At 69.9% G+C, this 13,114-nt stretch carries 12 protein-coding genes and 1 pseudogene; 6 read left to right on the top strand and 7 right to left on the bottom strand.

Going from position 1 to position 13,114, the window contains the following annotated elements:
* Positions 1-111: 111 nt before the first annotated feature.
* The 3 genes from ABTZ94_RS31115 to ABTZ94_RS31105 form a co-directional block, all read right to left on the bottom strand.
* Complete coding sequence (locus ABTZ94_RS31115) at positions 112-1,989, bottom strand: glycosyl hydrolase family 18 protein (protein WP_351205724.1); 1,878 nt, start codon at positions 1,987-1,989, stop codon at positions 112-114.
* Between the two features lie 172 nt (positions 1,990-2,161).
* Positions 2,162-2,812, bottom strand: coding sequence for a response regulator (locus ABTZ94_RS31110; RefSeq protein ID WP_351205722.1), 651 nt, complete (start codon positions 2,810-2,812; stop codon positions 2,162-2,164).
* The gene (locus ABTZ94_RS31105; protein ID WP_351205726.1) at positions 2,809-4,005 is read right to left on the bottom strand and encodes a sensor histidine kinase; all 1,197 of its coding nucleotides are present in this window, start codon (positions 4,003-4,005) and stop codon (positions 2,809-2,811) included. Before ABTZ94_RS31105 ends, ABTZ94_RS31110 begins: the two co-directional genes overlap by 4 nt.
* Positions 4,006-4,156: 151 nt before the next feature.
* Here ABTZ94_RS31105 and ABTZ94_RS31100 point away from each other — a divergent pair, with 151 nt between their 5' ends.
* Positions 4,157-4,702, top strand: a complete 546-nt coding sequence (locus ABTZ94_RS31100; RefSeq protein ID WP_351205720.1) for a hypothetical protein — start codon at positions 4,157-4,159, stop codon at positions 4,700-4,702.
* Between the two features lie 64 nt (positions 4,703-4,766).
* Here ABTZ94_RS31100 and ABTZ94_RS31095 read toward each other — a convergent pair whose 3' ends face one another.
* Both ABTZ94_RS31095 and ABTZ94_RS31090 read right to left on the bottom strand, forming a co-directional pair.
* The gene (locus ABTZ94_RS31095) at positions 4,767-5,354 is read right to left on the bottom strand and encodes a cob(I)yrinic acid a,c-diamide adenosyltransferase (RefSeq protein ID WP_351205718.1); all 588 of its coding nucleotides are present in this window, start codon (positions 5,352-5,354) and stop codon (positions 4,767-4,769) included.
* A gap of 13 nt (positions 5,355-5,367) precedes the next feature.
* Positions 5,368-5,517: pseudogene (locus ABTZ94_RS31090) on the bottom strand (ABC transporter permease); the annotation flags it as partial.
* Positions 5,518-5,719: 202 nt separating this feature from the next.
* On the opposite strand from ABTZ94_RS31090, the gene ABTZ94_RS31085 reads away from it, so the two are divergent.
* The 3 genes from ABTZ94_RS31085 (at position 5,720) to ABTZ94_RS31075 (ending at position 9,889) form a co-directional block, all read left to right on the top strand.
* On the top strand, positions 5,720-6,568 hold the full coding sequence (locus tag ABTZ94_RS31085) for a 3-hydroxyacyl-CoA dehydrogenase family protein (RefSeq protein WP_351205716.1): 849 nt from the start codon (positions 5,720-5,722) through the stop codon (positions 6,566-6,568).
* Between the two features lie 237 nt (positions 6,569-6,805).
* A complete protein-coding gene (locus tag ABTZ94_RS31080) occupies positions 6,806-7,129 on the top strand; it encodes an STAS domain-containing protein (RefSeq protein WP_351205714.1) in 324 nt (107 codons plus the stop codon).
* 255 nt (positions 7,130-7,384) lie between these two features.
* Positions 7,385-9,889 carry an ATP-binding protein gene (locus tag ABTZ94_RS31075; protein WP_351205712.1) on the top strand — a complete coding sequence of 835 codons (2,505 nt, stop codon included), beginning with the start codon at positions 7,385-7,387 and terminating at the stop codon, positions 9,887-9,889.
* 60 nt (positions 9,890-9,949) lie between these two features.
* On the opposite strand, the gene nucS is transcribed toward ABTZ94_RS31075, so the two are convergent.
* Entirely contained in the window at positions 9,950-10,621 is a 672-nt protein-coding gene (gene nucS / locus ABTZ94_RS31070) for an endonuclease NucS (RefSeq protein WP_351205710.1), read from the bottom strand.
* Positions 10,622-10,884: 263 nt separating this feature from the next.
* Here nucS and ABTZ94_RS31065 point away from each other — a divergent pair, with 263 nt between their 5' ends.
* Positions 10,885-11,277: an SCO5389 family protein gene (locus ABTZ94_RS31065; RefSeq protein WP_030971516.1), complete on the top strand. Its 393-nt coding sequence runs from the start codon at positions 10,885-10,887 to the stop codon at positions 11,275-11,277.
* A gap of 90 nt (positions 11,278-11,367) precedes the next feature.
* Here the strand turns inward: ABTZ94_RS31065 and ABTZ94_RS31060 are convergent, their stop codons facing one another.
* Entirely contained in the window at positions 11,368-12,411 is a 1,044-nt protein-coding gene (locus tag ABTZ94_RS31060; RefSeq protein ID WP_351205708.1) for an LLM class flavin-dependent oxidoreductase, read from the bottom strand.
* Between the two features lie 207 nt (positions 12,412-12,618).
* Here ABTZ94_RS31060 and ABTZ94_RS31055 point away from each other — a divergent pair, with 207 nt between their 5' ends.
* The gene (locus ABTZ94_RS31055; protein ID WP_351205706.1) at positions 12,619-12,948 is read left to right on the top strand and encodes an Rv1322 family protein; all 330 of its coding nucleotides are present in this window, start codon (positions 12,619-12,621) and stop codon (positions 12,946-12,948) included.
* Positions 12,949-13,114: the final 166 nt, after the last annotated feature.

Genomic DNA, 13,114 nt, shown 5'->3' with positions numbered 1-13,114 from the left:
GCGCCGGTAAGACCAGGACGAAAGTCCCGGCACAGCGCGTTGAAGCAGGAAGCCCCCGGAAGGGTCACACGACCCAGGCCGGAATCCCTGGACTTCAGGCCAGGGAGCACGTCAATTCAGACCGTTGTTGATCGCGCTGACGAGTTCACCGTTGGTGGTGTCACCGCTGAATTCCCAGAAGAACGCGCCTCCCAGGCCCTGGCCCTTCGCCCAGGTCATCTTGGACGCGATGGTGGCCGGGGTGTCGTAGCTCCACCAGTTGGTGCCGCAGTGCGCGTACGCCGTACCGGCGATCGTGCCGGTGGCGGGGCAACTGGTCTTCAGCACCTTGTAGTCCTCGATGCCCGCCTCGTAGGTGCCGGGCGCCGCTCCGGTGGCGGTGCCGCCCGGCGCGTCCTGGGTGACACCGGTCCAGCCGCGGCCGTAGAAGCCGATGCCGAGCAGCAGCTTCGAGGCGGGGACGCCCTGGGCCTTCAGCTTGGCGATGGCGTCGGCGGAGTTGAAGCCGGCCTGCGGGATGCCGTTGTAGGAGGTGAGCGGGGAGTGCGGGGCGGTCGGGCCCTTCGCCTCCCAGGCACCGAAGAAGTCGTACGTCATCACGTTGTACCAGTCCAGGGACTGGGCGGCGCCGGCGTAGTCGGTGGCGTCGATCTTGCCACCGGTGGAGGCGTCGGCGGTGATGGCGGCCGTCACCAGGTTGTTGCTGCCGAACTTCGCGCGCAGCGCCGAGGTGATGCCCTTCAGTGCGGCCGGTCCGCTGGTGTCGCACGTCAGACCGCAGGCGTTGGGGTACTCCCAGTCGATGTCGATGCCGTCGAAGACATCGGCCCAGCGCGGGTCCTCGACCAGGTTGTAGCAGGACTGGGCGAACGCGGCCGGGTTCTTCGCGGCCTCACCGAAGCCGCCGGACCAGGTCCAGCCGCCGAAGGACCACAGGACCTTGATGTTCGGGTACTTCGCCTTGAGCTTGCGCAGCTGGTTGAAGCTGCCGCGCAGCGGCTGGTCCCAGGTGTCGGCGACGCCGTCGACGGACTTGTCGGCGGTGTACGCCATGTCGTAGTCGGCGTAGGCGTCACCGATCGCGCACTTGCCGCCGGTCACATTGCCGAAGGCGTAGTTGATGTGCGTGATCTTCGCGGCCGAACCCGAGGTGTCCAGGTTCTTGACGTGGTAATTCCGGCCGTAGACACCCCAGTCGGTGAAGTAACCGAGGTTGACCTTGCCGCCGGTGCCGGGGTCGGGGTTGCCGCCGCCACCAGTGGTGCGGACCTTGACCGCGCCGCTGACCGGACCGGTCTGGTCGGCCGTGTCACGGGCCTGCACGGTGTACGAGTAGTCGGTGCCCGCGGTGAGACCCGTATTGGTGTACGTCGTACCGGTGACCGTGGCGACGACGGCGCCGTCGCGCAGGACGTCGTAGTTCTTGATGCCGTTGTCGTCGGTCGCCGCGGTCCAGCTCAGCTTGGCAGAGGTGTCGGTGGTGTTGCTCGCGGTGGGGGTGCCCGGCGCCGAGGGGGCGTTGTCGCCGGGGACGCTGCCGCCGTCGCAGGAGGCGCCGTTCAGCTTGCAGCCGGTGGGGGCGCCGGAGCCGGTGCCGTTGAAGCCGAAGGAGACGCTGGCGCCCGGTGCGACCGAGCCGTTCCAGCCGAGGTTCTTGGCGGTCCAGTGTGTTCCGGAGCTGGTGACGGTGGCGTCCCAGGCGGAGCCGACCGCGGTGCCCGAGGGGAAGTCCCACTCGATGGTCCAGGAGGAGAGGGCAGTGGTGCCGGTGTTCTTCACCGTCCACTGGCCCTCGAAGCCGCTGCCCCAGTCGGACTTCTTGAGGTACGTGGCGGTTGCCGAGGTGGCGGCTTCGGCGGGGGAGGCCAGGCCGACCATCGCGGCGAGCGGAAGAAGCAGCGCGGTGAGGCCCGCGACCGCTCTGGATCTGGTGGCTCTTCCGGTCCCGACTCTGAATCGGGCCCGGCGTAGGGGGGTTTCAGTGCTCAACGGTGCTCCTCGGGTGAGGTCCGGACAAACGGGGGTGGCCCGTGGACTGCAAGCCCTGCGCAGCCCTGAGCACGCCTTGACGTGGCGTACTCACCGCAGTGTGCTCGGTGAGATTAGGAAGGTCTGGACCAATCGTCAAGAGGTTCAGACCAAAGTTCGCACCGTTCGGTCCTCAGATGCCCAACTCCTGCGCCAGTACTGCCGCCTGGACGCGGCTGCGCAGCTCCAGTTTGCCCAGCAGCCTGCTGACGTGCGTCTTCACTGTCGCCTCGGCCATCGACAGCCGGACCGCGATCTCGGCATTCGACAGCCCCGCGCCGAGACAGCTCAGAACCTCCCGCTCGCGCCGGGTGAGTGCGTCGAGCGCTGCCGGATCGGGCGTGTTCGCACGCCGAACGGGAGCGGCCCCGGCGAACTCCGCGATCAGACGGCGCGTCACGGCCGGGGCGATCATCCCCTCGCCGCGCGCCACCGTACGTACCGCTTCGAGCAGGTCGTGCGCCTCGGTGTTCTTCAGCAGGAAGCCGGCGGCCCCCGCCCGCAGTGCCCCGAAGACGTACTCGTCCAGATCGAACGTCGTCAGCACCAGCACATCCGCGAGCTTCTCGGCCACCACCTGCCCGGTCGCCGACACCCCGTCCAGCCGCGGCATCTGAATGTCCATCAGCACCAGATCCGGCCGCAGTTCGCGGGCCAGACGCACCGCCTCCTCGCCGTCCCCGGCCTCGCCGACGACCTCGATGTCCGGCGCGCTGCGCAGAATGAGCACCAGTCCCGCACGGACGGCCGACTGGTCCTCGGCGACCACAACCCGGATCATCATGCCCTCACAGTCCCTTCCTCCACGGGCAGTTCGGCCCGCACCAGCCAGATCTTCGTCCCGTTGCCGGTGCTCACCGGACCCGCCTCGATCTCTCCGTCCAGCAGTGCCACTCTCTCCCGCATCCCCACCAGACCGGCCCCCGACCCGGGTGCACGCGGACCTGGACGGTCGCCGAACACACTGCTGACCTCCACCGTGAGCAGCTGCCCGGCCCGCCCGAGCCGCACGACGACCGGGCCGGGCGCGGCATGCTTGAGCGCGTTCGTCAGGGACTCCTGGACGATCCGGTAGGTAGCCAGCTCGACCGGCGCCGGCAGTGGGTCCCGCGCGCTGCGGGTGTCCTCGAAGGTGCAGGTCAGTCCGCTCGAAGCGGCGTTCGTACGGGTCTGTGCGACCAACGCGTCCAGCGAGGCGAGCGTCGGCGAGGCGCTCGGCTCCGGGTCCGCGCCGCCGGTGCGCAGCAGCCCGATCAGCCGGCGCATCTCGGCGAGACCGTCGACGCTGTTCTCCCGGATCACCCGCAGCGCGTCGCGCGAGGTCTCCGGGTCGTCGATGGAGAGCGCGGCGGTGGAGTGGATGGCGATGGCGGAGAGATGGTTCGCCACCATGTCGTGGAGCTCGCGGGCCATCCGGGCGCGCTCGGCGGTCACCGCCTGGGTACGGTCCATCTCGGCCAGCAGCGCCGTCTGATCGGCGCGCAGCCGGGCGGTCTCGGCGGCGTCCCGGTGGTTGCGGACGCTGACCCCGGTGATGGCGGGCAGGACCGAGACCATTCCGGAGACGACACCGACGAGCAGCGCCTGGGGGTCGCGGTACCACGCCAGGAACCCGATCGTGACCGCGACCGTGATCAGGAACGTGGTGACCGGGATGCGGCGGGCGGCGGTCGGTGTCCCGTACAGCACGGCCGCGTATATGAGGTCCGTGAACATCATTACGGTTGCCAGGTTCCCGACCGTGAACTGGTCCGCGACCAGCGCGAGCGTGCTGATGGCCAGCGCGGTCTGTGGGGCGGTCCTGCGCACCAGTTCCAGCAGTGAGACGACGGTGAGCAGCACCAGGGAGAGCCACGGGGCGACGAAGGTCCGGTTGCCCTGCACGTGCAGTCCGAGCATCCACAGGAACAGGCCGCCGAAGAGGCCGATGGCGGCGATGAGCACGTCGTGACGGTGCGGGCGGGCGTAGGGGAGCACCCTGCCATCCAACACGGCGGCCTCCTCGCGGACCTCCCTACCGGGGGTGAGGACCGAGTACATCGAAGGATGCAGTCACGGTTCGTCAGTGCCGACGACGATCGCGGGCGCCGTGGCCGGAAGACTGGACGGGACCGGAAGGAGAAGTACCGTGATCGTCACGCTGATCGTGCTCTGCGAAGTCGCCTTCTGGGTGCTGCTGGCCGCGGGTCTCGCACTGCGGTACCCGGCGAAGAGGCCGCGGCTGGGTGCGGCCGTGCTCCTGTGTGAACCGCTGCTGGAGATCGTGCTGCTGGTGGTCACGGCCATCGACCTGAAGAACGGGGCCGAGCCCGGCGGGAAGCACGGTCTCGCCGCGGTCTATATCGGCTTCACGGTGGGGCTCGGCCACTCCACGATCCGCTGGGTCGATGCCCGGGTCGCCCACCGCTTCGCAGGCGGCCCGCCGCCGGTGAAGCCGCCGAAGTACGGGATGCAGCGCGCGGTGCACGAGTGGAAGGTCGCGGCGCGGTGGACGGTCGCGGCCGTGACGGCGCTGGCGCTGCTGCAGGCGGCGATCTGGTACGTCGGCGGGGACGGGGATGTGACGTCGCTGCAGTCGTGGCAGCAGACGATGCTGTTCGTGATCGGGATCAACGTGGTCATCGCGGGGAGCTACACGCTGTTCCCGAAACGGTCACCGGGGGCGTCCGGGTGACCCTTGTCCGCAATCGCCGCACGGGCGTGGAATCCAGGCCCGTGCGGCGATCGGGTCAGCGTGGCTACCGCTCGCCGCCCGGTACCCACAGCACGTCGCCGACCTCCTTGTTCGCCGTCCTCGCGAGGATGAACAGCAGGTCGGAGAGCCGGTTGAGATACGTCGCCGTCAGCGCGTTCATCACCTCGCCGTGCACCTCCAGCGCCGCCCACGTGGAGCGCTCCGCGCGCCGGACCACCGTGCACGCCTGGTGCAGCAGCGCCGCCCCCGGCGTACCGCCCGGCAGGATGAAGCTGCGCAGCTTCTCCAGCTGCTCCAGGAAGTGGTCGCAGTCCGCCTCCAGCTTGTCGATGTAACTCTGCTCGACCCGCAACGGCGGGGCCATCTTTTTCACAAGCTCCGGGTCCTGGACGACCGGGGTCGACAGATCCGCGCCCACGTCGAACAGGTCGTTCTGCACGCGGACGAGGACCTTGACGACATCCTCGGAGAGCTGCCCGAGCGCGATCGCCGTACCGATGACGGCATTGGCCTCGTTGGTGTCGGCGTACGCGGAGATCCGTAGATCGGTCTTGGCGGTCCGGCTCATGTCGCCGAGGGCGGTGGTGCCCTGATCGCCGGTGCGGGTGTAGATACGTGTCAGATTGACCATGTGACCAGCCTAGTTAGGCACCGGCCCCGCGGAAGACGCGTGTGCCCACCGTCACGGCCGACAGTGCGAAGGCGAGCGCCATCAGCACTCGGCAGAGCATGTGCGGGCCGGCGTACGAGCCCACGTACGCGTCCCGTACCGCGTCCACCGGGCAGCGGAACGGCGTGACGTCAACTACGCCCGGCGCAACGCCGAATGACGTGTGCCGGTGTGATGTCCGTCATGTGAGACGTGACGCGCATCTCTTCGCGGCCCCATGGCCCCTCACGGGTACTAATCTCCGCCGGAGAGCATGTGAACAACTGTTAGGACCGGGCCGTGCAGGGACCAGCTGCAGAGGCGAACAGAAACCAAGGGGTGCACACGTGGCCAGGAAGCTCGCCGTCATCGGAGCCGGACTCATGGGATCCGGCATCGCGCAGGTCTCCGCCCAGGCGGGCTGGGACGTCGTGCTGCGTGATGTCACCGACGAGGCACTGACCCGTGGTCGTGACGGCATCAAGGCCTCGTACGACAAGTTCGTCTCCAAGGGGAAGCTGGAGGCGGCCGACGCCGATGCCGCGCTCGGCCGCATCACCACCACCACCGACCTCGACGCGGTCGCCGACGCGGATGTCGTCGTCGAGGCCGTCTTCGAGAAGCTCGAGGTCAAGCACGAGATCTTCCGGGCCCTCGACAAGATCGTCCGGGACGACGCCGTCCTCGCCTCCAACACCTCCGCAATCCCGATCACCAAGATCGCGGCCGTGACGGAGCGCCCCGAGCGCGTCGTCGGTGTGCACTTCTTCTCGCCGGTTCCGATGATGCAGCTCTGCGAACTCGTGCGCGGCTACAAGACCAGCGACGAAACCCTCGCCACCGCACGCGAGTTCGCCGAGTCCGTCGGCAAGACCTGCATCGTCGTCAATCGAGACGTGGCCGGCTTCGTCACCACCCGGCTGATCTCGGCGCTCGTCGTCGAGGCCGCCAAACTGTACGAGTCGGGCGTGGCCTCGGCCGAGGACATCGACATCGCCTGCAAGCTGGGCTTCGGTCACGCCATGGGGCCCCTGGCCACCGCGGACCTGACCGGGGTCGACATCCTGCTGCACGCCACGAGCAACATCTACACCGAGTCCCAGGACGAGAAGTTCGCCGCGCCGGAGCTGATGCGCCGGATGGTGGACGCAGGTGACATCGGCCGCAAGAGTGGGCAGGGCTTCTACACGTACTGATCGTTTTCGGTCCTCCGGTTGCCTGATCTGCCGTCGGTCAGGCCCAAAGGCCCTGGGGGGCGTCTCCCGGAATCGGTGGATCCGCACGGGTCCTCGCCGGGCCTTGGCCACTCCACGGGGTGAATTCGGTATCGGTTCGCTCACAGGCGGCAACTTCGCTGTCGCTGTCACAGTCAGTTGTGGCAGAGACAGAACAGACAGACGAACCTTGCTATGGAGCAATTCCGGGGAGCGCATATGCACATCAGGGGCGACCACGCCAAGCTGGTCGTCGGGGGCCGCCTCGACGTCCGTAGCGCGGCGGACGCCCGTACGGCCCTGCACTCGGCCCTCGACGACGGAGTCGGCGACCTGGTGCTCGACCTGACCGAGCTTGATTCCTGGGACGCCACCGGGCTCGGCGTCATCATGGGCGCACACCGCCGGGCCGGACGGGCCGGACGACGGCTGGTCCTCCGTGGCGTGCCGCCGCAGATGCAGCGCCTGTTGGTGGCGACTCGGCTGCACCGCATTCTGGCCATCGAGGGCGGAATCGCCGCAGACTCCCTGCCGCGCGTGTAGGGCCTGTACGCGACGCCGACCCGGCGGACGGGCTCCTGCCGTGGGGCACGGCCCGAGGTGCACAATCCGCGCGAGAACGTGCGCTTCGGGCGGCGTGGCCCCCCGACTGTGCGCGGACACTGTGCGACGGTCTAGGGTTCGGCCGTCCGCCGATTGACGAACCCACCAGGCGGACACCGGACCAGAAGCGACAGCGGGGCGTGCGAGGCCGGGAGGGGCAAGCAATCGTGTGCGACGCGTCTGGGGGCTTTGGCGATGGACCCGACACACCGGGGGCCGCAAGATTACGGCCGGGACAACGACAGCTTCGGTGAGGGAACCGGCCGGCGGCAGCCGTCCGGCGATCCTTCCCCAAGCTCTCAGCTCCGTTCGAGCAGGGGAGGCCCCATCACTCCGGATTTCGGTCAGCAAACGCCGCAACAGGCGCGTGTCGTCCGGCTCATATCGGGTGACTACCTCCTCACCGTCAACCCGGTCGACGGCAGCGAGGTCGAGTTGTGCCCGCCGGGGAAGCAGCCCGATCCGCCGGTCCGGCGCACCGCCGCCGAGCGCGCCGACCGCGAACGCGCCACCGCACCGCCCGTGCCGCCGGGGCCGCCCGCCCCCCAGCCGCCCCTCCTGGAGCGCGCGGAAGAGCGCGAACGGCTGACACGCCTGCTGGCCCGCGGCCGCTCGGTGCGGCTCACCGGACCGGCTGGATCCGGTCGTACAGCACTGCTGGACGCCGTCGCCGCCGACTGTGCGGACCTCGCACCGGACGGAGTCGTGCGGCTCTCCGGCTACAAGCGGACCGCCACCGACCTGCTGTACGGGCTCTTCGAGGCCGTCCACGACGCGCAGTTGCACCGGCCCGACGGCGCCGGTCTCATCGAAAAGGTCCGGAACATCGGCGCCGTCGTCGTACTCGACGACCTGGAATTCGGCGGGGCAGCCCTGGAGGAGCTGCTCGACGCCACTCCGGAGTGTGCCTTCCTGTTCGCGACGACACCGGATGTCGCCGCAGCCACCCCAGACTCATACCTTGAAGAGGTCTTCCTCGCGGGCCTCGGCCGCAGCTGTTCGATCGACCTGCTGGAGCAGGTCGTCGAGCGTCCGCTCACCGACGAGGAGGCGAACTGGGCGGGAGACCTCTGGTTCGAGTCCGAGGGGCTGCCGCTGCGCTTCGTCCAGGCGGGCGCCCTGCTGCGCCAGCGCGACATGCTGCGCACCGACCCCGACGCGTACGGCGGCCTCGACGGCCGGCCCTCCGACGCACCCTTCGGGCACGACGAGGACATCGACGGCGTCCACATACCGCTGCCCAGCCTCGGCGAGGGCGCGGCGCCCGCCGCACTGCTCGCCTCACGGCTGAGCGGGCCCGCCCGTGACACCCTGCGCTTCGCGGTCGCACTCGGCGGCGAGGTGCCGCACCAGGCGCACCTGCCGGCGCTCGTGGGGGACACCCACGCCGACGCCGCGCTCGGCGAACTGGCCGGCTGCGGACTGCTCTCCCCGGCCGGTCCCCGCTACCGGCTGGCCGCCGGAGTCCTCGCCCAGCTGGAGGCCGCCGGATACGGCGAGGACAGCACCGACCGGGCCCGGACAGCCGCCCAGCACTACGCCTGGTGGGCCGGGCACCCCTCGGTCACCCCCGTACGGGCGACAGCCGAGGCCGACGCCGTCATCGCGGCGATGACACAGCTCGTCCCCGGCGACGGGGCGGGGCAGACCAGCGTGGCCGTGCTACTGGCCCGCAGCGCCTCCCCGGCCTTCGCGGCAGGACTGCACTGGGGCGCCTGGGAGCGGGCCCTGCGGATCGGCCAGGAGGCGGCCAGGATCGCCGGAGAGGTCGCCGAAGAGGCGTACTTCCACCATGAGTTGGGCGTCCTTGCGCTCTGCACCGGCAATCCGGACCGGGCCAGGGCCGAGCTGGAGACCGCGATCAGCATGCGCGGGGCGCTCGCCGACAAGTCGGGCGCGGTGGCCGGACGACGTGCGCTCGCCCTGGTGGAGGACCGCTCCGGCGGCCCGCTGCCCGGCGGGCTGGTCCCGGCGGGCGATGACGTGCCGGCCCCGCGGCACGAGGAGCCGGTGCCGTTGCCCGTCGGCCCGACGGCAGCCGTGACGCAGAGGCTGTCGCGGCCGTACGAGGACGCCACCGTGGTCATACCCCGGCAGAGCGCCCCCGCAGCCGCCTCAGGCGCGCGAGGAGGCCGCTTCGCAGTGCTGGGCGGGGCCCGGCGCAAACTGGTCGCGGCGGGCGCGGGCGTCCTCCTGGCCGGCGTACTCGGCACGGTGGTGGCGCTGGGGCTGACGTCCGGCGATGGCGATGTCCAGAGGAATCCGGGTGTCACGGCCGAGGAGTCGGCGGGCCAGGACGACAGCGGGGACGGAGTCCCGACCGACGGACCGACGGACGGTTCGTTCCTTGAAGACACGGCATCCACCGGCAGCGCGGTGACGCCGGGCCCGTCGGGCAGTCAGGCCACGCCCGGCGCGAGCGGTACGCCGTCCATGGTCCCTACGGGGCCGAGCAGCACGCCGTCCAGCGACAAGCCGTCGTCGGGCAAGCCGACCGAGTCGCCCAGCCCGACGAAGTCCCCCACGCCGACGGAGCCGAGCAGCCCGAGCCCGACTCCGACGGAGCCCGAATCCCCGGACCCGACGGACTCGGCAACCGAGACCCCGCCGGCATCGCCGAACACCTCCGACTCGGCGAGCGGGCCTTCCTCGTCGTCGCCGGCGGCGGCCGGTGCGGACAGCAGTCCGACGGCGGCCTGAGCCGCCCGGAAAGTCGTCGAACGCCGGACGGGCCCTGCACGTCCGGCGTTCGCAGAAGGTTCAGAACAGGCGCAGTTTGTCGTCCTCGATGCCGCGCAGCGCGTCGTAGTCGAGCACCACACAGCCGATCCCGCGGTCCGTCGCCAGCACCCGCGCCTGCGGCTTGATCTCCTGCGCCGCGAAGATGCCCTTCACGGGGGCGAGGTGGGGGTCGCGGTTGAGCAGCTCCAGATAGCGGGTCAGCTGCTCCACGCCGTCGATGTCGCCGCGCCGCTTCAGCTCCACGGCCACGGTCTGGCCGTCGGCGTCCCGGCACAGGATGTCGACCGGTCCGATGGCGGTGAAGTACTCACGGCGGATCAGGGTGTAGCCCTCGCCGAGTGTCTCGATCCGGTCAGCGAGGAGTTCCTGCAGATGCGCTTCGACGCCGTCCTTGATGAGGCCCGGGTCGACACCCAGCTCATGGGACGAGTCATGGAGGATTTCCTCCATCGTGATGATCAGTTTCTCGCCCGCCTTGTTGATCACGGTCCAGACGCCCGCGGTGTCATCGGCGCCCTCCTTGAGGGTGCAGGGCGGTGACATCCAGTTGAGGGGTTTGTACGCCCTGTCGTCGGCGTGGATCGACACGCTCCCGTCCGCCTTCACCAGGATCAGACGGGGAGCGGAGGGCAGGTGGGCCGTGAGCCGGCCGGCGTAGTCCACGGAGCAGCGGGCGATGACGAGACGCATGGTCGGCAACGCTACTCGACGACGGGTGCTCCACGCGATTCCCCCTCTGCCGCCCCTCTTCGCCCCGGACCGGGGCTCTAGGGGCTTGCCCCTCTTTGCTCCCCTTCGTTATTGGCCGGTTGTGTTCCCAATCTCCTGGTGCGGCCAGGACTGCGCCCTTACGGTGGATGCAGGAGGTCGCCGTCTGTGCACGCTGCGTCGCCGTCCTCCTTCCCTGCCCGTAAGGCCCCGACCCCGACGTCGGGGTCGCGAGAGGAGAACCCATGTCGCTCGACGTCTCACCGGCGCTGTTGGAACAGGCCGAGCGAGGCGAGGTCGACGAAGCCGACTTCGTCGACTGCGTCCGGACCTCCCTGCCCTACGCATGGGAGATGATCAGCTCTCTGGTGGCTCAGCTGAAGGTCGACGGCGGAGAGTTCGCCGACAACCAGACGCCCCCGCCGGACGAGCAGGCACGTGGTCAGCTGTTGCGCGCGCTCGCGAGTGATGCGATACGCGGCGCTCTGCAACGGCACTTCGGGGTGCGTCTGGCATTCCAGAACTGCCACCGCGTCGCGGTGTTCCCGCTGGACGCCTCGGTCGACGAGCGTCTGGCGCGCTTCACCTCGGTGAGGGGCCAGTTGCTCAATCAGTCGCCCGAACTACGGGACTGCTAAACGCTTCTGCTGCCGTTCCGGGCCGCGGGGGTGTACCTGGCTCCGGGGCGGCAGCCCCCGTACCTCTTACGACTGCTCGGCCGGGCGGTCTTATGCGAGCAGCGGCAGTACTTCGGTGCCGAGCCGCGCTACGTTCTCCTCCGTGGCCGCCAGATCTCCCGAACCCTCCACCAGGAGCGCGAAGCGGGTGATGCCTGTCCGTTCGGCGGTGGCGGCGAGCCGGTCGGCCGCCAGCCGGGGCGGGCCCACCGGATGAAGGCCGCACAGCAGCTCCGTATAGGCGACCGGGTCGCGCATCACCCGGTGCCGGCCGTCGACCGTCACATGGGCGTCCAGGCCCTGTCGCAGCCAGCCGGGCATCGCCTTCACGAGCGTCTCCACGGCGTCCTCGGCACGTTCGGCGATCTGGGCCACTCCTGCGGACACATGTCCGGCCCCCCGGACGCTCTCGGGCGAGCGGCCCGCGGCAAGGGCGGCGGAGCGCCACAGGGCGACCATCTCGGCCTTTTCCTCGTCCCCGCAGTGCATACCGAGCAGCATCGGCAGACCGTTCTCCGCGGCGAGCTTCACCGTTTTCGGCGAGGTGCACGCGACGACCACCTCCAGGCCGCCGGGGCTCTCGCCGCCGTCCATGTCGAGCAGTTCGTCGGCCCGGGGGACCACCGCCACCTCGCGGAAGCCGTACCGCTCCCCGCTCCCCGCCACCCGTGGCTTGGCCAGCCAGTCGAGCAACAGCTCCAAGGACTCCGGGAAGCCCTTCTCGTAGGCCTCCAGGCCCCCTCCGAACACCTCCAGATCCACCCAGGGGCCGCCCCGGCCGACGCCGAGTGTGAACCTGTCGCCGCTGGTGAGACGGAGCAGCGCGGCCTGTTCGCCCAGCGCGACCGGATGCTGGGTCGGCAGCACGCTCACCGCCGTACCCACCCGGATTCTCCGGGTGCGGCCGAGCAGCAGCGCGGCCAGGGTGACGGCGGACGGGCAGACCCCGTACGGCACGAAATGATGTTCTGCCACCCAGACCGAGTCGAGCCCGGATTCCTCCGCGACCTCGGTGGACCGGATCGCGCGATGCAGCGCTTCCCCCGGCCCCTGTCCCGGAAACTGGGCTGCCAGTACGAACGTTCCCACACGCATCGCCAATTGCCTCCTTGCGGCCGACGCGGCTCCCGTACTGGCAACAACGTCCGACACGTGCCAAAGGCACGGTCCAGCAGCAAGTTGTTGCGATTTTCCGGTAACTCACCCCGTCCCGGGTGCCGTCCCGTGTGTGCGGGACGCACTGCTCGGCCAAATGGCCCTACGCTGGACGGGAACTGCCCAGCCTGCCCCGTGAGGTGTCACGTGTCTCCGCGCCGCAACCGCCCCCGAGGCGGCGAGATTCCCCACGACAGCACAGCGGTGCCGGGGGCCCGGTACGGCGGCGGCGGACGCACCGAACAGTGGCAGGGCGAGGAGTGGTCGGTGCGCCCGGTGAGCGGCGCGAGCGCGGTCGGCAAGCGGTATCGCTGCCCCGGCTGCGACCAGGAGATCCCGTCCGGCGTTCCGCATCTGGTGGCCTGGTCCGAGTACGGCGGGATCGACGACCGCAGGCACTGGCACAAGGCCTGCTGGAACGCGAGGGACCGCCGCACCACGCAGGTGCAGCGGTCCAGGAACGCGCCTCGTTACTGACGACCTCCCCCACGATAGGGAGCGGGCTCCCGACGCCCTGCGACTCCGCTTGCGGCGTTGTCGTCAGTCAGCGACGCTCTTTCCCCGAGCTCTCGGCTTCGCTCGACCAGGGGAGACCCCATCCGCTTCCTTCCTCCGCCTTGCAATCGAAGCCGCATGACGCCGC

Source organism: Streptomyces sp. NPDC002785 (genome assembly GCF_040295565.1).
In the GTDB taxonomy this organism is placed as follows: Bacteria; Actinomycetota; Actinomycetes; order Streptomycetales; family Streptomycetaceae; genus Streptomyces.
The sequence above is the reverse complement of the archived record's forward strand: the minus strand, read 5'-3'. Positions and strand labels throughout refer to the sequence as shown.